We start from the raw sequence: 23,488 nt of genomic DNA, 5'->3' as shown, positions 1-23,488 counted from the left end.
ATGCATAGACGAAACCTCCTGAAAGCTTCCATGATGATGGCCGCTTGTGCCGGTCTTCCTGCCGGGCTGTTCAGCCTGCGCAGCTTCGCCGAAACCGCCGACGGCAAGGCCGAGCCTTTCGACTTCAAGCAGTTGCAGAGCCGGGCCAAGCGCATGGCTGGCAGCGCCTACAAGAGCACCGTCGAGGTGCTGCCCAAGACCCTCGCCGAGCTGACCCCGCAGCAGTTCAACGCCATCCAGTACGACCCCGAGCACTCCCTGTGGAACGAGCTGGGCGGTCAACTGGACGTGCAGTTCTTCCACGTCGGCATGGGCTTTCGCCAGCCGGTGCGCATGCACGCCGTCGACCCCGAGAGCCGGGTCGCCCGGGAAGTGCATTTCCGTCCGGAACTGTTCGAGTACGGCAAGAGCGGCGTGGACGTCTCGCAGCTCGAGGGCGACCTGGGCTTCGCCGGGCTCAAGGTGTTCAAGCAGCCGAACATCGCCAAGTACGACATCGTCTCCTTCCTCGGCGCCAGCTACTTCCGCGCGGTGGACAATACCGGCCAGTACGGCCTGTCGGCGCGGGGGCTGGCCATCGATACCTTCACCGACACGCCGGAGGAGTTTCCCGACTTCACCGAGTTCTGGTTCGAGACGCCGGCCAAGGACGCCACCCGTTTCGTGCTCTATGCGCTGCTCGATTCGCCGAGCGCCACTGGTGCCTTCCGCTTCGACATCGACTGCCAGGACACTCAGGTGGTGATGGACATCGACGCCCATATCAACGCGCGCAAGGCGATCAAGCAGCTCGGCATCACGCCGATGACCAGCATGTTCGCCTGCGGCGGCCACGAGCGGCGCATGTGCGATTTCATCGCCACCGCCATCCACGACAGCGACCGGCTGTCCATGTGGCGCGGCAACGGCGAGTGGCTCTGCCGGCCGCTGAACAACCCGGAGAAGCTGCAGTTCAACGCCTTCGCCGACACCAACCCCAAGGGCTTCGGCCTGGTGCAGAGCGACCACGACTTCAAGTCCTACCAGGACACCGTGGTCTGGTACAGCCGCCGCCCGAGCCTGTGGGTCGAGCCGACCACGCCGTGGGGCGAGGGCAGCATCGACCTGCTGGAGATCCCCACCACCGGCGAGACCATGGACAACATCGTCTGCTTCTGGAACCCCAAGCAGGCCATCGAGCCCGGCACCTCGCTGAACTTCGGCTACAAGCTGTACTGGGCCGCCTTGCCGCCGGTCAAGCCGAGCCTGGCCCAGGTCCTGGCCACCCGTTCCGGCATGGGCGGCTTCACCCTGGGCTGGGCGCCGGGCGAACACTGGCCCGAGGTCTGGGCACGGCGCTTCGCCATCGACTTCACCGGCGGCCCGCTGGAGAAAATGGACTGGAAGGAACGCATCGAAGTGGTGGTCGAGGCCTCCCACGGCGAGGTCAAGGATTTCAATATCCTCGCCTTGCACCCGGAGATCACCGGCTTCCGCGCCCAGTTCGACTGGTTCCCGACCAGCGACAGCGTCGAGCCGGTGAACATGCGCGCCTACCTGCGCCGGGTCGACAACAAGGAAGTGCTCAGCGAAACCTGGCTCTACCAGTACTTCCCGCCGGCGCCCGAAGAGCGCCGCTATCCTGATACGCCGAGCTGAGGTCGTTGGGTGGATAGCGCTTCATGAGTCCAGGTGATGGCGTGCCGGAATATGCACCTTGCCGTGAGGCAAGGTGTGCCCTCCGAGGTATGTCCTGCGTCAGTGAGTGAAACTCATCGGCATAAAAGGATCTACCCCATGCAGTCGCACCGGACGCTCTCGCTCGGCTATCTGGCCGGTCTCCTCGCTCCCTTCTGGCTGGTTCTTGGCGTCACCCTCGCAGGGGCGCTGTATCCCGGCTACAACCATCTCGATCAAGCCATGAGTTTGCTCGGCGCCGAAGGCGCACCCACCCAGTTCATCTCGCCGCTGATCAACAATTATCCGCTGGGTGCGCTGTTCATGATGTTCGGTGTCGCCGTGCTGCTGAGTTTCGATAGCCTGTGTTCGCGACTCAGTGGGTTGCTGATCATGATCCATGGTCTTGGCAGTTTTGCCACGGGCTTCTTCTCGTGCGATGTCGGCTGTGCTTTGGAAGCCCCCTCCACCAGCCAGACGCTGCATAACCTGGCGGGGCTGATCATGGCGCTTAGCCTGCTGCTCGCCAGTGCCCTGTGGGTCTTTCTGGGCAGGCGTGTGTTAGGTTCACGCGGGTTCGCATTGTTCTCGCTGCTCTGTACTCTGGGCGCATTGGGCAGCTTGCCCTTGATGGCTGTTGCGCTGGAGAACGGCCAGGGTTTCGGTCTCTACCAGCGCCTGAACTACGGTATATCGCTGTTGTGGCTGGCGGGGCTGGCCTTGATGCTGTTGCGCCGCTTTCGAGCGTGACTCGCTTTTGCTTACGATTTTCCGATGTTCCTGATGCCGTTCAGTTGCTAGGGTGGTTGACGCGTTTTTCGTAAGGATATGCGCGTCCTCGGTCGCGTAAAAGGAGGCGAGATGAACGAGCAACCCTGGATGAATGCGCTGCCGGCCAGTGTGCTGCTGGCCACTGACCTGAGCGTGCGTTGCGACCGTGCCCTCGATCGCGCCGCGCAACTGGCCGGCGAGTGGCAGGCCATGCTGGTCGGTCTCAATGTCCTGGAGACCCGCCAGGCGCCCGACCTGGTGCTGGGCTGGGTCGCCACCGGCGATGATGCCGAACTGGAACGCTTCGCCGAGCAGCAACTGCGGGACGATCTGGCCGGGCTCGAGGTGCGCGTACGCATGCGCATCGCCCGCGGCGATCCGGTGCAGGCGATCGTGCAGGCGGCCCGCGAGAGCGGCAGCGGCCTGGTGGTGACCGGCGTCGCCAGCAACGAGTTCTGGGGGCGCCTGCTGCTCGGCTCCACCGTCGAGGCCCTCACGCGGCGCCTGCCGCAGCCTCTGCTGGTGGTGCGCCAGCGGCCGCGCGGGCGCTACGAGCGGATCGTCATCGCCACCGATTTCTCCGATTCCTCACGCCACGCCCTGCACGCCGCCGCGCGTTACTTTCCGGGGCGCGAACTGGTGCTCTATCACGCCACCGACGTGCCCATGTCCGATCGCCTGGAGCGGGTGATCGACGGTGAAACACGGCGCCATATCGAAGAGGGCGACTACGCGGCCTTCCTCGCCGCCAGCGATCTGCCGGCGGACTTGCGCAAGCGCACGCGGATCGTCATCGAGCAGGGTTCGCTGGGCGCTTCGCTGAGCCGCTACGTGCGCGAGCACGGCGTGGATCTGCTGGTCATGGGCAGCCACGGCCGCAGTGGCCTGATGAACGTGCTGCTCGGCAGCTCGGCCCGGGAGCTGCTGCAGTGGGTGCCGTGCGACAGCCTGATCGTGCGCGAGCCACGCGCCGCCGGCTAGTGTCGTGTCAACCGTGAAATGTCGGACTCCCGTGGATACCGTCTTGATCCCTGGCCAGCAAGAGCCCGTTCGGAATCAGGGTTCGTCTGTAGGCGCGTCGACCCCGGCGCGATGCGCTGGCAGCCATGCTGCAAGAACGCGCTATGGCCACGATTCGCCGCGAGGTCGCGGCTCCCACACGAATGTGGCAGTGCTGCACGCTCATTGCTGAAGCCCGTATAGATACCGCGCGACCGACATTTGATCTGTGTCGCGACACTAGTACGCTTAGCGGCGGCCTTGCGACCACCGCTGGCGCTGGGCTGCCTCGAGGAAGGTCCAGGCGACGAAGCGGCTCTGTTTCTGCCCCTGGCTCATCTCCACGGTACGGATGTCCAGGGCGCCGGCCCGCTTCAGGGCGGCATACACGCCGGGCAGGTTGCCCGACTTGGATATCAGCGTGCTGAACCACAGCACCTGTTGTCCATGGCCTGCGCTTTCGCCAATCAGGCGCGCGACGAAAGCCGCTTCGCCACCCGGGCACCAGAGCTCGGCCGCCTGTCCGCCGAAGTTCAGCAGCGGCAGTTTGCGCGTGGGGTCGAGCTTGCCGAGGTTGCGCCACTTGCGTTTGCTGCCGCTGGCCGCTTCCTCGGCCGAGGCGTGGAAGGGCGGGTTGCACAGGGTCAGGTCGAAGCGCTCGTCGGGCTGCAGCAGGCCGTCGAAGATATGCCCGGGGTCCTGCTGCAGGCGCAGTTCGATGTGCTCGCCCAGGCCGGCATTGGCCTGCACGATGGTGCGCGCCGAGGCGATGGCCCGGGCGGCGATATCCGCCCCGACGAAGCGCCAGCCATATTCGCGATGGCCCAGCAGCGGGTAGATGCAGTTGGCGCCGACACCGATATCCAGCACGCGCACGGCGGCCCCGCGCGGCACTGCGCCGGCATTGTCAGTGGCCAGCAGGTCGGCCAGGTAATGCAGGTAGTCGGCGCGCCCCGGAATCGGCGGGCACAGATAGTCCGCTGGAATGTCCCAGTGTTCGATGGCGTAGAAGCGCTTGAGCAGGGCGCGGTTGAACACCCTGACCGCCGCCGGGTTGGCGAAGTCGATGCTCTGCTTGCCGTACGGGTTGAGAATGACGAACGCCGCCAGCTCCGGGCTGGCCTCGATCAGCGCGGGAAAGTCGTAGCGGCCCTGATGACGGTTGCGCGGATGCAGGCGACCCCTGTCGGGCGCCTGGCCGGCTGTGCTGCTGCGCTGTTTCGGCGGACGTTTGGCGGATGCGCACATGCTGGCTGATCGTTGGACGAAGAAGCCGCGCATTTTCCCACAGGCGCGGCCGCTTTGCAGGGAAACCACGATGGCACCGCTAGGCAGGCGCTTCAGCGCCTCGGGCTCGCTGATGATCGGCCGTTGTCGGGTCCTCGGCTCGGCGTGTTCCCCCCCCCCTGTGGCCGCCCCACGAACCCGCGTTCGCCGGGTTCATCCGTCGTGCCGCGTACTGATTCAGATCAAGAGGCGCCGCTGTTGCCGCGCCTAGACTGGCTGTGCTTATTTGCAGCCGCGGGAGGCAGCCATGGCTTATCTCAGTTGGAGCGCCGACCTCGACACCGGCATCGCCGTGATCGACGGCCAGCACCGGCAAATCGTCGAGATGATCAATCAGCTTCACCTGGCTCAGCAGAAGGGCGCGCGTGACGGCGTGGCGCTGGTGATCGAGGAACTGGTGGACTACACCACCTCGCATTTCGCCTTCGAGGAGGCGATGCTCGAGGAAGCGGGCTACGTATTCAGCAAGGCGCACAAGCGGGTTCACGATGTGTTCATCAAGCGGGTCGGCGACTACCGCGCGCGCTTCGCGCAGGGCGAGGACATCGCCGACGAACTCATGAGCCTGCTCGGTCGCTGGCTGTTCGGGCATATCCGCAACGATGACCAGAACTATGTGCCGGCGGTGACCGCGAATCTGCGGCGCCTGGCCGCCGACAAGACCGAAGACGGTTGGCTGGTGCGGGCGAAACGGCGCTTCTTTCACGCGGCGTAGCGGGCTGTTTCAAGGCGATAGCGGACGTTCGTAGGGTGGACGACGCTTCACCTACGCGGCCCGACCCGTCCACCGCTCCGCAATCGCAATGGTGGACAAAAAGAGCGTTGTCCATCCTATGCGCTAGAAGCGGTTCAGCCCGTAGGATGGGTGAAACCCATCGGCATATTGATGGGTTTCACCCATCCTACGGCCGCTATCGCCTTAAAGCGGAAATATCCAGGGCACCATCACCACGCTGACGATCATCACCAGCAGGGTGAAGGGGACGCCGATACGTACGAAATCACCGAAGCGGTATTGCCCCGGGCCGAGTACCAGGGTGTTCACCGGCGAGGAGATCGGCGTCATGAACGCGGCCGAGGCGGCCAGGGCGACGATCATGGCGAAGGGCACGGGCGAGGCGTCCAGGGCCTGTGCGGTGGCGATGGCCACGGGGGCCATCAGTACCGCCGTGGCGGTGTTGGAAATGAACAGGCCGATCAGCGCGGTGACGGCGAACAGGCTGGCGAGGATCACCCGTGGCCCGGCTTCGCCGAGGGCGCCGACCAGGCCGTTCACCGCCAGGTCGATGCCACCGGTTTTCTGCAGCGCCAGGGCGAAGGGCAGCATGCCGACGATGAGGATCAGGCTCGGCCAGTGAATGGCGCGGTAGGCGCTGGCCATGTCGATACAGCGGAAGGCGCCCATCAGCAGGCAGCCGATCAGCGCGGCCATGACGTTGGGCAGCAGGCCGCTGATCATCAGCGCGACCATTACCGCCAGGCTGAACAGGGCGTAGGGCGCCTTGCGCGCCGCCGGCGCCACTTCGTCGACCTCGGCCGGCAGGCTGAGTACCAGGAAGTCGCGGTTGAGCCCTTGCAGATGATGGATCTGCTTCCAGCTGCCGGCCACCAGCAGGGTATCGGCGTGGCTCAGCTTCTCGTCGACCAGCAGGCCTTCGAGGGCCTTGCCATGGCGGCGCAGGCCGACCACGTTGAGCTTGTAGCGGCTGCGCAGGCCCAGTTCCTGGATGCTTTTGCCCGGCAGTTGCGAGTCCGGCGGCAACGCCACTTCGGCCAGCCCCAGTTCGTGGGAATGCACGCTGTAGTAGGAACTGGGCAGCGGCAGGGCTTCCAGGCCGAGTTCCTGGTAGGCGCCGAGCAGGGCGATGGCCGGGCTGGCCAGGTCGACCAGCAGGATATCGTCGGCCTGCAGCTGGGTGTTGCCGGTGGCCATCAGCAGCAGGGTGCGGAACTGGCGCTGGCGCTCCACGGCGATGACATTGATGCCGTACTGCGAGCGCAGTTGCAACTCGTCCAGCGCCTGGTCGGCGAGGGGCGAGTCGGCGCGTACGCGCAGCCGTCGCTCGCGTTCGCTGAGGCGGTAGGTACGCGCCAGATCGGTCAGGGCCAGGCGCGGCGGCGCGGCCTCGGTGCCCGCCTCATCGCGTTGCAGCCAGCGCCGGGTGGCCAGCATGTACAGCACGCCGAGCACCAGCACGGTCAGGCCGATGGGGGTGAAACTGAAGAAGTCGAAACCGTCCAGGCCGGCGCGGCGCAGCTCGCTGTGCACCACCATGTTCGGCGGCGTCGCCACCAGGGTCAGCATGCCGCTGATCAGCCCGGCGAAGGCCAGGGGCATCATCAGGCGTCCGGGGGCGATCTTCAGGCGCGCGGCGACGCCGAGCACCACGGGGATGAAGATCGCCACCACCCCGGTCGAACTCATCACCGAGCCGAGGCCGGCCACTGCCACCATCAGCAGCACCAGCAGGCGTGTTTCGCTGCTGCCGGCCCTGGCTACCAGCCAGTCACCCAGGCGGTAGGCGATGCCGGTACGTACCAACCCCTCGCCGATGACGAACATTGCCGCGATCAGGATCACGCTGGGATCGCTGAAGCCGGCCAGGGTCTGCTGGATGTCGAGCACCCCGGTCAGCGGCAGGGCGACGATGATCAGCAGGGCGACCACGTCCATGCGCGGCTTGTCGAGCACGAACAGCACCACGGCCGCCAGCAGCAGGCCGAGCACCATGAGGAGATCGAGGGTCATTGCGAATCCTTGTCGGCGGCTCTCAGGGGTAGCCCAGCACGGTCTTGATCCGTTGCAGGTTCCCGGCGATCCAGCGTTTGTCGATGGCGCCCCAGTCGCGAATGACGTAGCGCCCGGCGTTGTTGCGTTCGCCGTCCCGTTGCTGGAAGTCGCAGCGGATATCCAGCTCGTCCAGCGCCGCCAGGGTGTCCTGGGCGGTGCGCCGGGGCATGCCGGTAGCGGCCATCAGCGCCGGGACGTTGTCGGCGGCGCCGCTGTCGATCAGCCAGGCGACGTAGAGGCGGCGGTAGAAGCTGGTCTTGGTCTTGCTCACATCCATTCGGGAAAGCGCCGGGTCGATGAGTGAGCCGTGAGGATACTGTGTGGCTGGCATCCGTGCCACGCCGGCGCCTGTCGAGTACCGTCCGCAGCCTGTCGAGCAGGCCGGCGCGTCAGCGCTGCACCGGCGAAGAGCGGGGACGAATTTGGCCGGCTGGGCGCAAGGTGCTGGAACGAAAACGGCCTGCCGGGTTTTCACCACGGCAGGCCGTTTCCCTCCGCGCGGGCGGATCAGAGGCTGGCGATCTTCTCGCGCTGTTCCAGCAGCTTGCCGAGGGCCTGTTCGGCTTCGGCCAGCTTGGCGCGTTCCTTGTCCAGTACCTCGGCGGGGGCCTTGGCGACGAAGCCCGGGTTGGCCAGCTTGCCGCCGACCCGTGCCACTTCGCCTTGCAGGCGCTGGATTTCCTTGTCCAGGCGCGCCAGTTCGGCTTCCTTGTCGATCAGCCCGGCCATGGGCACCAGTACCTGCATCTCGCCGACCAGGGCGGTGGCGGACATCGGCGCTTCCTCGGAAGCCTCCAGCACGCGCACCGACTCCAGCTTGGCCAGCTTGTTCAGCAGCGGCGCGTTGTCGTCGAGGCGGCGCAGATCCTCGGCACTGGCGTTGGCGACGATGATGTCGATGCGCTTGGCCATGGAGATCTTCATCTCGCCACGGATCTGCCGCACGCCGAGCATCAACTGCTTGACCCACTCGATATCGCCTTCGGCCGCCGCGTCGATACGGCTCTCGTTGGCCACCGGCCAGGGTTGCAGCATCAGGGTGTCGCCGCTGACGCCGGCCTGGGCCTTGATGCGCTGCCAGATCTCTTCGCTGATGAAGGGCATGAACGGGTGCGCCAGGCGCAGGATCACTTCCAGCACGCGCACCAGGGTGCGGCGGGTGCCGCGCTGGCGCTCGATGGGGGCGCTCTCGTCCCACAGCACCGGCTTGACCAGCTCCAGGTACCAGGCGCAGTACTCGTCCCAGACGAATTCGTAGAGGGCCTGGGTGGCCAGGTCGAAGCGGAAGGCGTCGAGGTGGCGGGTCACGTCCTGCTCGCAACGCTGCAGGGCGGAGATGATCCAGCGATCGACCGGTGACAGGTCAACTTCTTCACCATTGATGCCAGTGTCCTGGCCATCGGTGTTCTCGATGACGAAATTGGCGGCGTTCCACAGCTTGTTGCAGAAGTTGCGGTAGCCCTCGACGCGGCCCATGTCGAACTTCACGTCGCGACCGGTGGTGGCCAGCGAGCAGAAGGTGAAGCGCAGGGCGTCGGTGCCGTAGCTGGCAATGCCTTCCGGGAACTCGGCCCGGGTCTGCTTGGCGATCTTCTCGGCCAGCTTGGGTTGCATCAGGCCGGTGGTGCGCTTGGCCAGCAGGCTGTCGAGGTCGATGCCATCGACGATGTCCAGCGGGTCGAGCACGTTGCCCTTGGACTTGGACATCTTCTGGCCCTGGCCATCGCGCACCAGGCCGTGGACGTAGACGGTCTTGAACGGGATCTGCCCGGTCAGGTGGGTGGACAGCATGATCATCCGGGCGACCCAGAAGAAGATGATATCGAAGCCCGTTACCAGCACGTCGGTGGGGTGGAAGGTCTTCAGGGCTTCGGTCTGCTCGGGCCAGCCGAGGGTGGAGAAGGTCCACAGGCCGGAGCTGAACCAGGTGTCGAGGACGTCGTCGTCCTGGCGCAGCGGCAGGTCGCCCAGGTTGTGCCTGGCGCGCACTTCGGCTTCATCGCGGCCGACAAAGACGTTGCCGGCCTGGTCGTACCAGGCCGGAATACGGTGGCCCCACCACAGCTGGCGGCTGATGCACCAGTCCTGGATGTCGCGCATCCAGCTGAAGTACATGTTCTCGTACTGCTTGGGCACGAACTGGATCTCGCCACTTTCCACGGCGGCGATGGCCTTCTCGGCCAGCGGCTGGGTGGAGACGTACCACTGGTCGGTCAGCCAGGGTTCGATGATGGTGCCGGAGCGATCGCCTTTCGGCACTTTCAGGGCGTGGTCTTCGATCTTTTCCAGCAGGCCGAGGGCCTCGAAGGCGGCAACGATGCGCTTGCGCGCCTCGAAGCGGTCGAGGCCGGCATATTCGGCGGGCAGGCTGGCATCGAGCAGGGCGTTGACGCTGCCGTCGATGTTGAAGATCTGCGCCCCGGGGAGAACCGCGGCATCCTTGTCGAAGATGTTGATCAGCGGCAGGTTGTGGCGCTTGCCGACTTCATAGTCGTTGAAGTCGTGGGCCGGGGTGATCTTCACGCAGCCGGTGCCGAATTCGGGATCGCAATAGTCGTCGGCGACGATGGGGATGCGTCGGCCCACCAGCGGCAGTTCGACGTACTGGCCGATCAGCGCCTTGTAGCGTTCGTCGTCGGGATGCACGGCGACCGCGGCGTCACCGAGCATGGTTTCCGGGCGGGTGGTGGCGACGATCAGGTGATCCGCGCCTTCTGCCGTCCTGGCGCCATCGGCCAGCGGGTAGCGCAGGTTCCACAGGCTGCCTTTCTCGTCGTGGTTTTCCACTTCCAGGTCGGAGATCGCGGTGTGCAGCTTGGTGTCCCAGTTGACCAGGCGCTTGCCGCGGTAGATCAGGCCATCCTCGTGCAGGCGCACGAAGGCTTCCTTGACCGCTTCGGAGAGGCCGTCGTCCATGGTGAAGCGCTCGCGCGTCCAGTCCACCGAGGAGCCGAGACGGCGGATCTGCCGGGTGATGTTGCCGCCCGATTCGGCTTTCCATTCCCAGACCTTGTCGAGGAATTTTTCGCGGCCGATGTCGTGGCGGCTGATGCCCTGTGCGCCCAACTGACGTTCCACCACCATCTGCGTGGCGATACCGGCGTGGTCGGTACCCGGTTGCCACAGGGTGTTGCGTCCCTGCATGCGGCGGAAACGGATCAGCGCATCCATGATCGCATTGTTGAAACCGTGACCCATGTGCAGGCTGCCGGTGACGTTCGGCGGCGGGATCATGATGGTGTAGGGCTCGCCCGAGCCCTGCGGGGCGAAGTAGCCCTTCGCCTCCCAGTTCTCGTACAGGGCGGTTTCGATGGCGTGGGGCTGGTAGGTCTTGTCCATGCGCGGGGGGACCCTTCTGGCGTCTGATCGGAAAAGCCGGCAAGTATAACTTGTCTGAGCGACAAGCCATAAGCGGCAAGCTACAAGTCAGGGCAATCGCGCTATGCGCTCGAAGAGCCGGCGACTGCATGGATGCAGGAGGTAGAGCGAAGCAGGAGCCCGAGCCGAAAACAGCGCTGGAAAGCTGGAGGCTGAACGAAAAGCGGCTCGAGTACGACGCGAAGCAGCGGTTTCTCGTCCAGCTTTCCAGCCTCCAGCGCTTTTCATCGAGTGCGGGCGATACCCTAACGCCATCGCGTGATTACCCTGCTACAAGTTAACAGCCTCTTGCTTTGGCTTTTCTCTTGCGGCTTGAAGCTTGCAGCTTGTGGCTGCTGTAAGGCTATTTGCGTGGCGGCAGCAGGCGAGCCAGGCGCGCCTGCAGGCGCCGCTTGAGTTCGGCTTCGATCTGCGGCACGAAGTCGTCGATGACATCCTGCAGCAGCAACTGCGCGGCGGCGCGCAATTCGCTGTCGAGGCGGTTGATCTCGTTGTCGCGCCCGATGGCCCGTTGCACGGTGCTGCGCAGCTCATCCGTGGAGGCCATGCCGGCGGGCGGCTCGGCGAAATCGGTCAGCGTCGGCTGTCGCGGTAGCGGCGGTTCGCTTGCCGGCACGATATCCGACAACAGCGGGATATCGTCCGGATCGAGCTGCTCGGTCAGCAGCGGCGGATCGAGGTCGTCATCCAGCAACTCGCGGATCGACTCCAGGTCGTTGAGCAGGTTACCGGGGGTGTGGGGCGGTTTCGGGTTGTCCATGGCGCGGGCTACAGTTCGACTCGTTTGGGATCATAACCACGTTGCCGGTAGCTGCGGAAATTCTCCCGGCAGGCGGTCAGCAGGTCGGGCTCCTGGTTGACGATCTCGATCACCCGGCTGAAGCGATCGACATGGGCGCTGAGCGTGCTGCCGAGGTTGATCAGCACCCCTTGCGCCGCGGCGGGCGCCTCGTCCAGGCCGATCACCACCGGCGCCTGCGGATCATCCTGGTGCAGGCCGTGGGGGATGAAGCTTTCCTGGCGGAACTGCCACAGCAACTGGTCGAGCTCGGCGCACTGGTCGGCATCGCGGCCGCGCAGGAAGACCGGCAAGCCATGCCGCCAGGCCTTGCCCGCCAGTTGGCAGGCCGCGCGCAGACGTTCGGCCGTGGTGGCCGAAGACAATACATAGAATTCTATTCGGGGCATATCGGGCATCAGCGACTCAGACGAACCGCCACCCCAGGAGTACAAGCGCTCCCGGCGCGGCGGCCCGTGATTATGTCAGCGCTGCTCCTGAGTGGTGCGGTCGAGCAGGTACTGGGTCAGCAGGGGCACCGGCCGGCCGGTGGCGCCCTTGTCCTTGCCGCCGCTGATCCAGGCGGTGCCGGCGATATCCAGGTGCGCCCACTTGTAGGACTTGGCGAAGCGCGAGAGGAAGCAGCCGGCGGTGATGGTGCCGGCCTTGGGCCCGCCGATGTTGGCGATGTCGGCGAAGGGACTGTCGAGTTGCTCCTGGTACTCGTCGTACAGCGGCAGTTGCCAGGCGCGGTCGTCGGCGTGGCGGCCGGCGGCGAGGATGTCCTGCACCAGGCCGTCGTCATTGCCCATCAGGCCGGAGACGTTGCTGCCCAGGGCGACGATGCAGGCGCCGGTGAGGGTGGCGATATCGATCACCGATTGCGGTTTGAAGCGCTCGGCGTAGGTCAGGGTGTCGCACAGCACCAGGCGGCCTTCGGCGTCGGTGTTGAGGATCTCCACGGTCTGCCCGCTCAGGGTGGTGACGATGTCGCCCGGACGCGTGGCGCTGCCGCTGGGCATGTTCTCGGCACAGGCCAGCAGGCACACCAGGTTGATCGGCAGCTGCATTTCCAGCACGGCGCGCAGGGTGCCGAACACGCTGGCGGCGCCGCACATGTCGTATTTCATTTCATCCATGCTGGCGGCCGGCTTGATGCTGATGCCGCCGGTGTCGAAGGTGATGCCCTTGCCGACCAGGGCGTGCGGTTTCTCGCCTTTCCTGCCGCCGTTGTACTGCATCACGATCAGACGTGGCGGCTGTTCGCTGCCCTGGGCCACGGCGAGGAAGGCGCCGGCGCCGAGGGCCTGCAGTTTCTTCTCGTCGAGGATCTCGACCTTGAGGTTCTTGTGCGCCTTGGCCAGTTCCTTGGCCTGTTCGGCCAGGTAGCTGGGGTGGCAGAGGTTCGGCGGCAGGTTGCCCAGGTCCTTGGTCAGCGCCATGCCGATGGCGATCGCCCGGGCCTGGCTGCTGGCGAGCTCGACCGTGGCGGCGCTGGCCTTGTCGGTGAGCAGGGTGATCTTCTTCAGTGCGGCGGGCGTGGCTTTCTGACTCTTGAAGCGGTCGAACTGGTAACCTGCGTCGGCCAGGCTTTCCACCAGCAGGCGGGCCTTGCCATAGGCATCGCGATCCTTGACCTGCACGTCGTGCAGGGCGAGCAGGGCGTCACTGCCGCCCAGGTTCTTGAGTACGCTGTAAATGGCGGCGATCAATTTGCGCAGTTGGCGGTCTGACAGTTCTGCGTCCTTGCCGGTGCCGACCAGCAGCACGCGTTCGGCCTTGAGTCCGGGCAGGCCGTGGGTCAGCAGGGTCTGGCCGAGCTTGCCGGCCAGGTCGCCGCGCTTGAGCAGCGCCGCGATGGCGCCGCCGCTGGCGCTGTCCACCGCCTTGGCCGTGGCGCCGAGCGCCTGCCCTTCGCCGACCGGGATGACCAGGGTGGCGGTTTTCAGAGTTTCCGGGCGGGCGCTTTTGACAATAAATTCCATGCGTGGTGTCCCCAAGACAACGAGTCGGTATTGCAGGATAATGATGGCAATTTTTTCGGTGGTTCGCTCCCGCGGGGCGAACCGGCAAGCCGTTCGGCTAGTTTGAGCATAGCCGCTCGAGCCTGACAACCCTGGAGTGTCTGTTTGATCGTCTTCCGTTATTTGTCCCGTGAGGTGCTGGTTACGTTGAGTGCGGTGAGCGCCGTGCTGCTGGTGATCATCATGAGTGGCCGTTTCATCAAGTACCTGGCCCAGGCGGCCCAGGGGATCCTGGATCCGGGCGTGCTGTTTCTGATCATGGGCTTTCGTCTGCCCGGCTTCCTGCAACTGATCCTGCCGCTGGGGCTGTTCCTCGGTTTCCTGTTGGCCTATGGCCGCCTGTACCTCGACAGCGAAATGACCGTGCTCTCGGCCACCGGCATGAGCCAGCAGCGCCTGCTGGTCTACAGCCTGGCGCCGGCCACCGTGGTGGCCCTGCTGGTCGCCTGGCTGAGCATGGGCCTGGCGCCCCAGGGCGTATCCCAGGTGGCGCGCATCTTCAACGAGCAGGATGCCCTGACCGAGTTCGATACCCTGGTGCCGGGACGTTTCCAGTCCATGCGAAACGGTTCGCGGGTCACCTATACGCAGGAGTTGTCGGAGGATCGCGCCGAGCTGGGCGGGATCTTCATTTCCGACAAGCGCCTGTCCCGTGAGGGCGACAAGGAGCGCGGCATTACCGTGCTGGTGGCCGAGAGCGGGCGCCAGGAAGTGCAGGCCGACGGCAGTCGCTACCTGATCCTGGAAAACGGTTTCCGCTACGACGGCAACCCCGGCCAGGCCGACTACCGCGCCATCCAGTACGACACCTACGGTGTCTTGTTGCCCAAGCCGTCGGTGAGTGCCGATATCAGCGAGCGGGAGGCCATTCCCACCTTGCAGCTGTTCGGCAGCGATCAGCCGCGCCTGCAGTCCGAATTGCAGTGGCGCCTGTCCATTCCGTTGCTGGTGTTCATCGTCACGCTGCTGGCGGTGCCGTTGTCACGGGTCAACCCGCGCCAGGGGCGTTTCCTCAAGCTGCTGCCGGCGATCCTGCTGTACATGACCTACCTGGGCCTGCTGGTGGCGGCGCGCAGTGCGCTGGACAAGGGGCGCATTCCGCCGGCGCTGGGTCTGTGGGGGGTGCATGGGCTGTTCCTGCTGATCGGTCTGGCGCTGCTGTATTGGGAGCCGTTGCGCTTGAAGCTGGCAAGCCGTCGTGTGGTGCGGGAGATCGCTCGTGGGTAGGTTGGATCGTTACATCGGCACGCAGGTGCTGTTCGCCATACTGTCGGTACTGGGCATCATCGTCGGCCTGGCGCTGCTGTTCGCCTTCATCGACGAGCTGGGCGATATCGAAGGCAGCTATAGCCTGGGCGATGCCCTGTGGTACGTGTTCCTCACCGCGCCGCGGCGCATCTACGACATGTTGCCGATGGCGGCCCTGGTCGGTTGCCTGATCGGCCTCGGCAGCCTGGCCAGCAACAGCGAGCTGACCATCATGCGCGCCGCGGGCATCTCCATTGGACGGATCGTCTGGGGCGTGATGAAGCCGATGCTGGCCCTGATGCTGGTGGGCATCCTGATTGGCGAATACCTGGCGCCGTGGAGCGAGAACATGGCCCAGGCCAACCGTTCCATGGCCCAGGGCGGCGGCGAGGCGCAGAGCGCCAAGCGCGGTCTGTGGCATCGCCAGGGGCAGGAGTTCGTGCACATCAACGCGGTGCAGCCCAATGGCGTGCTGTTCGGTGTGACCCGTTACCGCTTCGATGACGAACGCAAGCTGCTGTCGGCCAGCTTTGCCCGGCGCGCCACCTATGAAGGGGACTACTGGCAGTTGCAGGACGTCGCCACGACCCAGTTCAAGGAGCGCGGCACCGAGGTGGTCGAGGTGCCGAGCGAGCGCTGGGAGATCGAGTTGAATCCGCAGCTGCTCGGTACCGTGGTGCTCGAGCCCGAAGCGTTGTCGGTCAGTGGCCTGTGGCGCTACATCCACTATCTCAAGGAGCAGGGCCTGAACAATGGCCAGTACTGGCTGGCGTTCTGGACCAAGGTGCTGCAGCCGCTGGTGACCGCGGCGCTGGTGCTGATGGCCATTTCCTTCATCTTCGGACCGTTGCGCTCGGTGACGCTGGGGCAGCGCGTGTTCACCGGCGTGCTGGTGGGCTTCGTGTTCCGCATCGCCCAGGATCTGCTCGGGCCGTCGAGCCTGGTGTTCGGCTTTTCGCCCTTGTTCGCGGTGCTGATCCCGGCGGGCGTCTGCGCCATCGCCGGGCTGTTGCTGCTGCGCCGGGCGGGTTAGCGGCCGTTATCGCCGGGAGCGCCCGGTCCGGGCGCTACTTCCTGTGGGCATCTTTCGGCAGTCGCACGACGCGGCTGTCCGAATAGATGTCGTGCCAACTGCGCCTGTCCCTGTCCCAGATGATCCACAGGTAACCCAGGCCCAGCACGGCCCAGGAGCCGATGGCGACGATAAAGCGCAACAGCGCCTGCCACAGGCTGATCGCCGTGCCGTCGGCATTCTCCACGCGGATGCCCCATACCTGCATGCCCAGGGTCTGACCGGCGTGCGTCCAGAACTTGGCGAAGAAGCCGAACAGACTGAATATCAGCAGCGTGGAAAGCAGCGGGTCGCCGTCCAGGGCGCCGGCATCCGATAGCTGCCGGAGTCGCTCTTCGCCATAAATGCCCATCAGTGCCAGCTTGTAGAGGAAGGTCACCACGATCAACAGCGCTATGCACAGGAAGCTGTCATAGAGCAGGGCGGCAAGGCGGCGGCCCAGACCGGCGGCGGGGAAGTCGCCCTGCGGGCGCAGTGCGTGTTTCGGCATGGTTGGCTCGGTAGGTATCGACTGGCGTCGGGATGCTAATTCGAAGACATAAAAAAACCCCTGATATGCATCAGGGGTTTTTCAGACAGCGGCATTATTCCTGGATTTGAACCTGGTCAGCCTGCATGCCTTTTTGACCTTGTACAGCGACGAAGCTAACTTTCTGGCCTTCTTTCAGGCTCTTGAAGCCGTTACCTTCGATAGCGCGGAAGTGTACGAACAGATCCGGACCGCTTTCTGGAGTGATAAAACCAAAACCTTTCTCGTCGTTAAACCACTTGACGGTACCGTTCTGACGATTCGACATGTCTCATTTCCTTGGAACTAGAGTTGATGACAGCCTCCATACGTAGAGGACTGAAGACTGGTTGCAAGGAGTAATGAAAGTCGAGCGGGATGTAGCGGATCTTGGACGATCTACTGCATCAGGTCACGATTCACGGCGACCCATGCAAACACAGTGAATGAACTCTACGCTAACTTTGGCGCAAATGCCAACCCCTCGGGCACGCATAATCCCACGCAGGATTCGTGAGGCTTTTCCGCGGCTTCCAAGTTGGTTTTTTATAATGGCTAACTGATTGCGCAGTGGGGGAGCGCGCAGTGCAGCTTTGGTGCGAGCCGTCACCAAAGGGTAACGGTTGAATGGATACATGGTGCCCCGGGGGAGACTCGAACTCCCACTTCTTTCGAAAACGGATTTTGAATCCGCCGCGTCTACCGGTTCCGCCACCGGGGCACAATGGCGGCGCAGTATAGGGAGCGAGGTGTCGTTGGTCAATGCGCTTGCGTGGTCAGCGTGAATGAATTCCGGTAAGCTTCTCCGCCCTGCAAGATGACCCCCTTCCACCATGCGCGTTGCCGACTTTCATTTCGAGCTGCCCGATGCTCTGATCGCCCGTCATCCCCTCGCCGAGCGCCGAGCCAGCCGCCTGCTGATCCTGGATGGCCCCAGCGGGGCGCTCGCCCATCGGCAATTCGCCGATCTGCTCGATTATCTGCGCCCTGGCGATCTGATGGTGTTCAACAACACCCGGGTGATCCCCGCGCGCCTGTTCGGCCGCAAGGCCTCCGGCGGCAAGCTGGAGGTGCTGGTCGAGCGGGTGCTCGACCAGCACCGGGTGCTGGCCCATGTGCGCTCGAGCAAGTCGCCCAAGCCGGGTTCGACGATCCTGCTCGAGGGCGGCGCCGAAGCGCAGATGCTGGCGCGGCATGACGCCTTGTTCGAGCTGCGTTTCGACGAGCCGGTGCTGCCGTTGCTCGAACGCGTCGGGCACATGCCGTTGCCTCCTTATATAGACCGTGCCGATGAAGCCGCCGACCGCGAGCGCTATCAGACCGTCTATGCCCGGCATGCCGGCGCGGTGGCCGCGCCCACGGCGGGGTTGCATTTCGACCGCGCGTTGCTCGACGCCATTGCCGCAAAGGGCGTGGAGTCCGCCTTCGTCACCTTGCACGTGGGGGCCGGCACCTTCCAGCCGGTACGGGTCGAGCGCCTCGAAGACCATGTGATGCACAGCGAATGGCTGGAGGTCGACGCCGCCGTGGTCGAAGCGGTCGCCGCCTGCCGCGCGCGGGGCGGGCGTGTGGTCGCCGTGGGCACCACCAGCGTGCGCGCCCTGGAAAGTGCGGCGCGCGATGGCCAGTTGCGGCCGTTCAGCGGCGATACCGATATCTTCATCTTCCCCGGCCGTCCCTTGCACGTGGTCGACGCGCTGGTCACCAATTTCCATTTGCCGGAGTCGACGCTGCTGATGCTGGTGTCGGCGTTCGCCGGATACCCGGAGACCATGGCCGCCTATGGCCAGGCCGTCGCCGAGGGGTATCGCTTCTTCAGTTACGGTGATGCCATGTTCATCACCCGCAATCCCGCCCCGCGCGGGCCCGAGGATCATCTATGACGCGCAGTTGCCGCATGTCTTTCGAACTGCTGGCCAGCGATGGCAAGGCCCGGCGCGGACGGCTGACTTTCCCCCGTGGTGTGGTCGAGACGCCGGCGTTCATGCCGGTCGGCACCTACGGCACGGTAAAAGGCATGCTGCCGCGCGACATCGAAGCCATCGGAGCGCAGATCATCCTGGGCAATACCTTTCACCTGTGGCTGCGGCCGGGGACCGAGGTGATCAAGCGCCATGGCGATCTGCATGACTTCATGCAATGGCAGGGGCCGATCCTCACCGACTCCGGTGGCTTCCAGGTGTTCAGCCTGGGGGCGATGCGCAAGATCAGGGAGGAGGGCGTGACCTTCGCCTCGCCGGTCGATGGCGCCAAGGTGTTCATGGGACCGGAGGAGTCGATGCAGGTGCAGCGCGACCTGGGCTCGGACATCGTGATGATCTTCGACGAATGCACGCCCTATCCGGCCGAGTTCGACGTGGCCAAGACATCGATGGAACTGTCGCTGCGTTGGGCCAAGCGATCCAAGGAGGCCCATGGCGATAATTCGGCGGCGCTGTTCGGCATCGTCCAGGGCGGCATGCACGAGTCGCTGCGCATGCGTTCGCTGGAGGGCTTGAGCGAACTGGACTTCGACGGCCTGGCGATCGGCGGCCTGTCGGTCGGCGAACCGAAGGAAGAGATGATCCGCGTGCTGGATTACCTGCCCGGGCAGATGCCGGCCGACAAGCCGCGCTACCTGATGGGCGTGGGCAAGCCCGAAGACCTGGTCGAGGGTGTGCGCCGTGGCGTGGACATGTTCGACTGCGTGATGCCGACGCGCAACGCGCGCAACGGCCACCTGTTCATCGATACCGGCGTGCTGAAGATCCGCAACGCCTTCCACCGTCACGACGATTCGCCGCTCGATCCGACCTGCGACTGTTACACCTGTAAACACTTCTCGCGCGCCTATCTGCACCATTTGGACAAGTGCGGCGAAATGCTCGGCAGTATGTTGAATACAATCCACAACTTGCGCCACTACCAGCGCTTGATGGCTGGTTTGCGCGAGGCAATTCAACAGGGTACATTGGCCGCCTTTGTCGATGCCTTCTATACCCGGCGCGGTCTGCCAACACCGCCGCTGGACTGATGAACCGATGGCTTAAAGAACTTTCAACAGGAGTGTCAAATGAGCTTTTTTATTCCCGCTGCCTACGCTGATGCCGCTGGTGCTGCCGGCCCGGCTGGTACCGGTTTCGAGTGGATTTTCCTGGTCGGCTTCCTGGTCATCTTCTACCTGATGATCTGGCGTCCCCAGGCCAAGCGCGCCAAGGAGCACAAGAGCCTGCTGGGCAACCTGCAGAAGGGCGACGAAGTGGTGACTTCCGGCGGCATCGCCGGCAGGGTCTCCAAGGTGGTCGATGACTTCGTGGTGCTCGAAGTTTCCGACACCGTCGAGCTGAAGATCCAGAAAGTGGCCATCGCGGCAACCCTGCCCAAGGGCACTCTGAAAGCCATCTGAATCCATCGGTTCCAGTTTCTCCACTCGACGGGGCGCTCAATGCGCCCCGCGTCTTAAGCGGGCGGCGTCATTCATGCTCAACAAATACCCTTTGTGGAAGTACCTGCTGATCGTGGCCGTGCTGGCGATCAGCCTGATCTATTCCGCACCCAATCTCTATCCGGACGACCCGGCCATTCAGATCAGTGGCGCCAGCTCGGCGCAGACCATCGCCCAGGCCGATCTGGATCGAGTCAGCCAGGCGCTGGTCGATGCCGGTATCGAGGTCAAGGCATCGAGCGTTGGCGAGCAGGGCCGCAGTGGTCTGCTGCGTCTGGTGCGGCAGAGCGATCAGTTGCCGGCCAAGGATGTCGTGCGCAAGGCCCTCGGCGACAACTTCGTGGTCGCCCTGAACCTGGCGCAGACCACGCCCGACTGGTTGCGCAACCTCGGGGCGAGCCCGATGAAGCTCGGCCTCGATCTGTCGGGTGGTGTGCACTTCCTGCTCGAAGTCGACATGGACAAGGCCCTGGACGTGCGTCGCCAGGTCTATGAAGGTGAGCTCAAGAGCCTGCTGCGCAAGGAACGTGTGCGTTATCGCAGCATGCCGCAGCAGGGCGGCGCCATCCAGTTGGGCTTCGCTGATAGCGCGACCCTGGAAAAAGCCCAGCAACTGATCCGCAAGGATTTCAACGATTTCGAACTGAATGCCCAGGAACGTGGCGGCCAGCAAGTGCTGCGCGTGACCATGACGGCAGCCAAGATCGCCGAAATTCGCGAGTACTCGATCCGCCAGAACCTGACTACCGTGCGTAACCGGGTCAACGAGCTGGGTGTCGCCGAGCCGCTGGTGCAGCGTCAGGGCGCCAACCGCATCGTGGTCGAGCTGCCGGGCGTGCAGGACACCGCCGAAGCCAAGCGCATTCTCGGCAAGACCGCCAACCTCGAATTCCGCCTGGCCGCCGACGCCAATGCGCCGCGTGGCACCACCGAGGCGTTCGGCTTCCGCGAGGAAGGCCGTCCGCCGGTGCAGCTCGAGCGCGAGCTGATCATTACCGGCGACCAGGTCACCGATGCCCAGGCCAGCTTCGACGAGAACGGCCGGCCGCAGGTGAACATCCGCCTCGACGGCCATGGCGGCGAGCTGATGAACCGCTCGACCCGCAATAACGTCGGTCGCAGCATGGCGGTGATCTTCATCGAGCAGAAGCCGCTGACCCGCTACGTGCGTCAGGTGGTCGACGGTGTCGAGCAGGAAGTGCAGGTCGATTCGTTCAAGGAAGAGAAGCAGATCATCAGCCTGGCGACCATCCAGTCGCCGCTCGGCAGCCAGTTCCGCATCACCGGCCTGAACGGCCAGGGCGAGTCTTCCGAACTGGCCCTGCTGCTGCGTGCCGGCGGCCTGGCCGCGCCGATGTACTTCGCCGAAGAGCGCACCATCGGCCCGAGCCTGGGCGCCGAGAACATCACCAAGGGTATCGAGTCCACCGAGTGGGCGATGATCCTGGTGTCGCTGTTCATGATCGCCATCTACCGTTTCTTCGGCGTGCTGGCGACCGTGGCGCTGGGGTTCAACCTGATCCTGCTGGTGGGGCTGATGTCGGTGATCGGCGCGACCCTGACCCTGCCGGGTATCGCCGGTATCGTGCTGACCCTGGGCATGGCGGTGGACGCCAACGTGCTCATCTACTCGCGGATTCGCGAGGAGCTGAAGAACGGCCTGTCGGTGCAGCGGGCAATCCACGAAGGTTTCGACCGCGCCTATACGGCGATCATCGACAGTAACCTGACCACGCTGCTGGTGGGGGCCATCCTGTTCGCCCTGGGCACCGGGCCGATCAAGGGCTTCGCGGTGACCCTGTCGCTGGGCATCATCACCTCGATGTTCACCGCGATCATGTTCACCCGGGGGATGGTCAACCTGATCTTCGGTGGCCGTAACTTCAAGAAACTGTGGATCTGAGGTGAGGCTATGAGATTTCCATCGCGCATTCCGTTCATGGCGATACGCAATATCGCGTTCGCCATTACCGTGGTTATCAGCCTTATCGGCCTGGGTAGCCTGTTCAAGCATGGCCTCAACTACGGCCTGGATTTCACTGGCGGTACGCTGATCGAGCTGACCTACGAGCAGCCGGCCGATCTCGAGCTGATCAAGCGCGAGCTGGGCCAGGCCGGCTACCTGGACGCCGTGGTGCAGAGCTTCGGCTCCACCACCGATGTGCTGGTGCGTCTGGCGGGCGATTCGCCCGACCTGGGGGCGCAGGTGGCCGATGCGCTGCGCAAGATCGACGTGGACACCCGCTTCGAGGTCAAGCGCGTCGAGTTCGTCGGGCCTCAGGTGGGCGAAGAGCTGCGCGATCAGGGTGGCCTGGCCATGCTGCTGGCGCTGGGCGGTATCCTGCTCTATCTGGCCTTCCGCTTTCAGTGGAAATTCGGTGTCGGCGCCGTGGCTTCGCTGGCGCACGACGTGATCGTCACCCTGGGCATCCTGGCGTTCTTCAAGGTGCCCTTCGACCTGACGGTGCTGGCCGCGGTGCTGGCGATGGTGGGCTACTCGCTCAACGACACCATCATCATCTACGACCGTATCCGCGAGAACTTCCGCGTGCTGCGCAAGGCCGAGATCATCGAGAACATCGATGTGTCGGTGACCCAGACGCTGCTGCGTACCATCGCCACCTCGGCCTCCACCGCCATGGCGCTGGTCGCGTTGCTGGTGTTCGGTGGCGACAGCCTCGGTGGCTTCGCGCTGACGCTGCTGATCGGTGTGGTGGTCGGTACCTACTCCTCGGTCTATATCAGCGCGCCGGTGCTGATCTGGCTGAAGCTGACGTCCGAGGATCTGATTCCGCCGGCCGTCACCGCGGAAGGGGTGGACGACCGCCCGTGAGGGTGTGACGCACTGCACACGGGGTGAATAGGGCGGGCGACAAGGGAACTTGTCGCCCGCTTTGCCTTTCCAAGGCAGGGAGTCAGGCGCACAGGCGCCGTTTGAGTGGTCAGGAGGTTCACATGAACAAGTCGCTGTTGGTTGGAGCTGTTTTGGGTGCTGTCGGCGTCACTGCGGGTGGCGCTGTCGCCACCTACAGTTTGGTCGGCGGTGGCCCTCAATATGCCGAGGTTCTGGCGGTCAAGCCGGTGACCGAAACCATCAAGACGCCCCGTGAGGAGTGCAAGGACGTGACCGTCACCCGTCAGCGTCCGGTCCAGGATCAGCATCAGTTGGCGGGCACCGCCATTGGCGCGGTGGTCGGCGGTCTGCTGGGTAACCAGGTCGGTGGTGGCAACGGCAAGAAGATCGCGACCGTGGCCGGTGCGGTGGGCGGTGGCTATGCCGGTAACAAGGTGCAGGAAGGCATGCAGAACCGCGATACCTACACCACCACCGAAACGCGCTGCAACACCGTGACCGATACCAGTGAGAAGATCGTCGGCTACGACGTGAAGTACGACCTCGATGGCCAGGTCGGCCAAGTGCGTATGGAGCACGAACCGGGTCGTCAGATCCCGGTGCGCGAAGGCAAGCTGGTGCTGGCCGATTCCGCTGAGTAAACAAACAGCCATCGCTGGCTGGATGATGGAAAAAGGCGCTCTTCGGAGCGCCTTTTT

Annotated in this window: 21 protein-coding genes and 1 tRNA gene; 12 read left to right on the top strand and 10 right to left on the bottom strand. The window is 64.5% G+C overall.

Annotated features, from left to right (window positions below; translation table 11 throughout):
* From DNK34_RS11895 to DNK34_RS11885, 3 genes are all read left to right on the top strand, one after another.
* Entirely contained in the window at positions 1-1,638 is a 1,638-nt protein-coding gene (locus DNK34_RS11895; RefSeq protein WP_131175107.1) for an OpgD/OpgG family glucan biosynthesis protein, read from the top strand.
* Positions 1,639-1,776: 138 nt separating this feature from the next.
* Positions 1,777-2,406, top strand: a complete 630-nt coding sequence (locus DNK34_RS11890) for a DUF998 domain-containing protein (protein ID WP_131175106.1) — start codon at positions 1,777-1,779, stop codon at positions 2,404-2,406.
* Positions 2,407-2,517: 111 nt separating this feature from the next.
* The gene (locus DNK34_RS11885) at positions 2,518-3,408 is read left to right on the top strand and encodes a universal stress protein (protein ID WP_131175105.1); all 891 of its coding nucleotides are present in this window, start codon (positions 2,518-2,520) and stop codon (positions 3,406-3,408) included.
* Between the two features lie 267 nt (positions 3,409-3,675).
* On the opposite strand, the gene rlmF is transcribed toward DNK34_RS11885, so the two are convergent.
* Entirely contained in the window at positions 3,676-4,674 is a 999-nt protein-coding gene (gene rlmF / locus DNK34_RS11880) for a 23S rRNA (adenine(1618)-N(6))-methyltransferase RlmF (RefSeq protein ID WP_131175104.1), read from the bottom strand.
* A 286-nt stretch (positions 4,675-4,960) separates the two neighbouring features.
* On the opposite strand from rlmF, the gene DNK34_RS11875 reads away from it, so the two are divergent.
* On the top strand, positions 4,961-5,428 hold the full coding sequence (locus tag DNK34_RS11875; RefSeq protein WP_131175103.1) for a bacteriohemerythrin: 468 nt from the start codon (positions 4,961-4,963) through the stop codon (positions 5,426-5,428).
* A gap of 204 nt (positions 5,429-5,632) precedes the next feature.
* Here DNK34_RS11875 and DNK34_RS11870 read toward each other — a convergent pair whose 3' ends face one another.
* From DNK34_RS11870 to DNK34_RS11845, 6 genes are all read right to left on the bottom strand, one after another.
* Positions 5,633-7,462: an SLC13 family permease gene (locus tag DNK34_RS11870; RefSeq protein WP_131175102.1), complete on the bottom strand. Its 1,830-nt coding sequence runs from the start codon at positions 7,460-7,462 to the stop codon at positions 5,633-5,635.
* Between the two features lie 22 nt (positions 7,463-7,484).
* The gene (locus DNK34_RS11865; protein WP_131175101.1) at positions 7,485-7,781 is read right to left on the bottom strand and encodes a winged helix-turn-helix domain-containing protein; all 297 of its coding nucleotides are present in this window, start codon (positions 7,779-7,781) and stop codon (positions 7,485-7,487) included.
* Positions 7,782-8,011: 230 nt separating this feature from the next.
* Positions 8,012-10,843 carry a valine--tRNA ligase gene (locus DNK34_RS11860; RefSeq protein ID WP_131175100.1) on the bottom strand — a complete coding sequence of 944 codons (2,832 nt, stop codon included), beginning with the start codon at positions 10,841-10,843 and terminating at the stop codon, positions 8,012-8,014.
* A 382-nt stretch (positions 10,844-11,225) separates the two neighbouring features.
* Positions 11,226-11,642 (bottom strand): DNA polymerase III subunit chi, encoded by a 417-nt coding sequence (locus tag DNK34_RS11855; RefSeq protein ID WP_131175099.1) that lies wholly within the window; start codon positions 11,640-11,642, stop codon positions 11,226-11,228.
* An 8-nt stretch (positions 11,643-11,650) separates the two neighbouring features.
* Positions 11,651-12,070: a DNA polymerase III subunit chi gene (locus tag DNK34_RS11850; RefSeq protein WP_131175098.1), complete on the bottom strand. Its 420-nt coding sequence runs from the start codon at positions 12,068-12,070 to the stop codon at positions 11,651-11,653.
* A 75-nt stretch (positions 12,071-12,145) separates the two neighbouring features.
* Positions 12,146-13,645, bottom strand: coding sequence for a leucyl aminopeptidase (locus DNK34_RS11845; protein ID WP_131175097.1), 1,500 nt, complete (start codon positions 13,643-13,645; stop codon positions 12,146-12,148).
* Positions 13,646-13,789: 144 nt separating this feature from the next.
* Between DNK34_RS11845 and lptF the strand changes: the two genes are divergently transcribed.
* Both lptF and lptG read left to right on the top strand, forming a co-directional pair.
* On the top strand, positions 13,790-14,911 hold the full coding sequence (lptF, locus tag DNK34_RS11840; protein ID WP_131175096.1) for an LPS export ABC transporter permease LptF: 1,122 nt from the start codon (positions 13,790-13,792) through the stop codon (positions 14,909-14,911).
* Positions 14,904-15,965: an LPS export ABC transporter permease LptG gene (lptG, locus tag DNK34_RS11835; RefSeq protein WP_131175095.1), complete on the top strand. Its 1,062-nt coding sequence runs from the start codon at positions 14,904-14,906 to the stop codon at positions 15,963-15,965. The genes lptF and lptG overlap by 8 nt, the downstream gene beginning before the upstream one ends.
* A 34-nt stretch (positions 15,966-15,999) precedes the next feature.
* On the opposite strand, the gene DNK34_RS11830 is transcribed toward lptG, so the two are convergent.
* The 3 genes from DNK34_RS11830 to DNK34_RS11820 form a co-directional block, all read right to left on the bottom strand.
* The gene (locus tag DNK34_RS11830; RefSeq protein WP_131175094.1) at positions 16,000-16,494 is read right to left on the bottom strand and encodes an RDD family protein; all 495 of its coding nucleotides are present in this window, start codon (positions 16,492-16,494) and stop codon (positions 16,000-16,002) included.
* A gap of 94 nt (positions 16,495-16,588) precedes the next feature.
* A complete protein-coding gene (locus DNK34_RS11825; protein WP_003284681.1) occupies positions 16,589-16,801 on the bottom strand; it encodes a cold-shock protein in 213 nt (70 codons plus the stop codon).
* Positions 16,802-17,148: 347 nt separating this feature from the next.
* Positions 17,149-17,233, bottom strand: a tRNA-Leu gene (locus tag DNK34_RS11820).
* Between the two features lie 112 nt (positions 17,234-17,345).
* Between DNK34_RS11820 and queA the strand changes: the two genes are divergently transcribed.
* The 6 genes from queA (at position 17,346) to DNK34_RS11790 (ending at position 23,431) form a co-directional block, all read left to right on the top strand.
* Entirely contained in the window at positions 17,346-18,395 is a 1,050-nt protein-coding gene (queA, locus tag DNK34_RS11815; protein WP_131175093.1) for a tRNA preQ1(34) S-adenosylmethionine ribosyltransferase-isomerase QueA, read from the top strand.
* Between the two features lie 14 nt (positions 18,396-18,409).
* Positions 18,410-19,525 carry a tRNA guanosine(34) transglycosylase Tgt gene (gene tgt / locus DNK34_RS11810; RefSeq protein ID WP_207390764.1) on the top strand — a complete coding sequence of 372 codons (1,116 nt, stop codon included), beginning with the start codon at positions 18,410-18,412 and terminating at the stop codon, positions 19,523-19,525.
* A gap of 39 nt (positions 19,526-19,564) precedes the next feature.
* Positions 19,565-19,897 carry a preprotein translocase subunit YajC gene (yajC, locus tag DNK34_RS11805; protein WP_131175091.1) on the top strand — a complete coding sequence of 111 codons (333 nt, stop codon included), beginning with the start codon at positions 19,565-19,567 and terminating at the stop codon, positions 19,895-19,897.
* A 73-nt stretch (positions 19,898-19,970) separates the two neighbouring features.
* Positions 19,971-21,839 (top strand): protein translocase subunit SecD, encoded by a 1,869-nt coding sequence (secD, locus tag DNK34_RS11800; protein WP_131175090.1) that lies wholly within the window; start codon positions 19,971-19,973, stop codon positions 21,837-21,839.
* Positions 21,840-21,848: 9 nt separating this feature from the next.
* Entirely contained in the window at positions 21,849-22,769 is a 921-nt protein-coding gene (gene secF / locus DNK34_RS11795) for a protein translocase subunit SecF (protein WP_131175089.1), read from the top strand.
* A 122-nt stretch (positions 22,770-22,891) separates the two neighbouring features.
* On the top strand, positions 22,892-23,431 hold the full coding sequence (locus DNK34_RS11790) for a glycine zipper 2TM domain-containing protein (protein ID WP_131175088.1): 540 nt from the start codon (positions 22,892-22,894) through the stop codon (positions 23,429-23,431).
* Positions 23,432-23,488 lie beyond the last annotated feature (57 nt).

The sequence above is a fragment of the Phytopseudomonas dryadis genome (assembly GCF_004327355.1).
GTDB lineage: Bacteria > Pseudomonadota > Gammaproteobacteria > Pseudomonadales > Pseudomonadaceae > Aquipseudomonas > Aquipseudomonas dryadis.
This window is presented reverse-complemented; position numbering and strand designations above follow the sequence as displayed.

Excerpts from the sequence above, each read along its gene's own strand:
- yajC (WP_131175091.1), top strand. The coding sequence starts at position 19,565 with ATGAGCTTTTTTATTCCCGCTGCCTACGCTGATGCCGCTGGTGCTGCC.
- DNK34_RS11855 (WP_131175099.1), bottom strand. The coding sequence starts at position 11,642 with ATGGACAACCCGAAACCGCCCCACACCCCCGGTAACCTGCTCAACGAC.
- secD (WP_131175090.1), top strand. The coding sequence starts at position 19,971 with ATGCTCAACAAATACCCTTTGTGGAAGTACCTGCTGATCGTGGCCGTG.
- DNK34_RS11895 (WP_131175107.1), top strand. The coding sequence starts at position 1 with ATGCATAGACGAAACCTCCTGAAAGCTTCCATGATGATGGCCGCTTGT.
- secF (WP_131175089.1), top strand. The coding sequence starts at position 21,849 with ATGAGATTTCCATCGCGCATTCCGTTCATGGCGATACGCAATATCGCG.
- DNK34_RS11890 (WP_131175106.1), top strand. The coding sequence starts at position 1,777 with ATGCAGTCGCACCGGACGCTCTCGCTCGGCTATCTGGCCGGTCTCCTC.
- DNK34_RS11790 (WP_131175088.1), top strand. The coding sequence starts at position 22,892 with ATGAACAAGTCGCTGTTGGTTGGAGCTGTTTTGGGTGCTGTCGGCGTC.
- DNK34_RS11825 (WP_003284681.1), bottom strand. The coding sequence starts at position 16,801 with ATGTCGAATCGTCAGAACGGTACCGTCAAGTGGTTTAACGACGAGAAA.
- DNK34_RS11885 (WP_131175105.1), top strand. The coding sequence starts at position 2,518 with ATGAACGAGCAACCCTGGATGAATGCGCTGCCGGCCAGTGTGCTGCTG.
- DNK34_RS11870 (WP_131175102.1), bottom strand. The coding sequence starts at position 7,462 with ATGACCCTCGATCTCCTCATGGTGCTCGGCCTGCTGCTGGCGGCCGTG.
- queA (WP_131175093.1), top strand. The coding sequence starts at position 17,346 with ATGCGCGTTGCCGACTTTCATTTCGAGCTGCCCGATGCTCTGATCGCC.
- DNK34_RS11875 (WP_131175103.1), top strand. The coding sequence starts at position 4,961 with ATGGCTTATCTCAGTTGGAGCGCCGACCTCGACACCGGCATCGCCGTG.
- DNK34_RS11845 (WP_131175097.1), bottom strand. The coding sequence starts at position 13,645 with ATGGAATTTATTGTCAAAAGCGCCCGCCCGGAAACTCTGAAAACCGCC.
- DNK34_RS11860 (WP_131175100.1), bottom strand. The coding sequence starts at position 10,843 with ATGGACAAGACCTACCAGCCCCACGCCATCGAAACCGCCCTGTACGAG.
- DNK34_RS11850 (WP_131175098.1), bottom strand. The coding sequence starts at position 12,070 with ATGCCCCGAATAGAATTCTATGTATTGTCTTCGGCCACCACGGCCGAA.
- rlmF (WP_131175104.1), bottom strand. The coding sequence starts at position 4,674 with ATGTGCGCATCCGCCAAACGTCCGCCGAAACAGCGCAGCAGCACAGCC.
- tgt (WP_207390764.1), top strand. The coding sequence starts at position 18,410 with ATGTCTTTCGAACTGCTGGCCAGCGATGGCAAGGCCCGGCGCGGACGG.
- DNK34_RS11830 (WP_131175094.1), bottom strand. The coding sequence starts at position 16,494 with ATGCCGAAACACGCACTGCGCCCGCAGGGCGACTTCCCCGCCGCCGGT.
- DNK34_RS11865 (WP_131175101.1), bottom strand. The coding sequence starts at position 7,781 with ATGGATGTGAGCAAGACCAAGACCAGCTTCTACCGCCGCCTCTACGTC.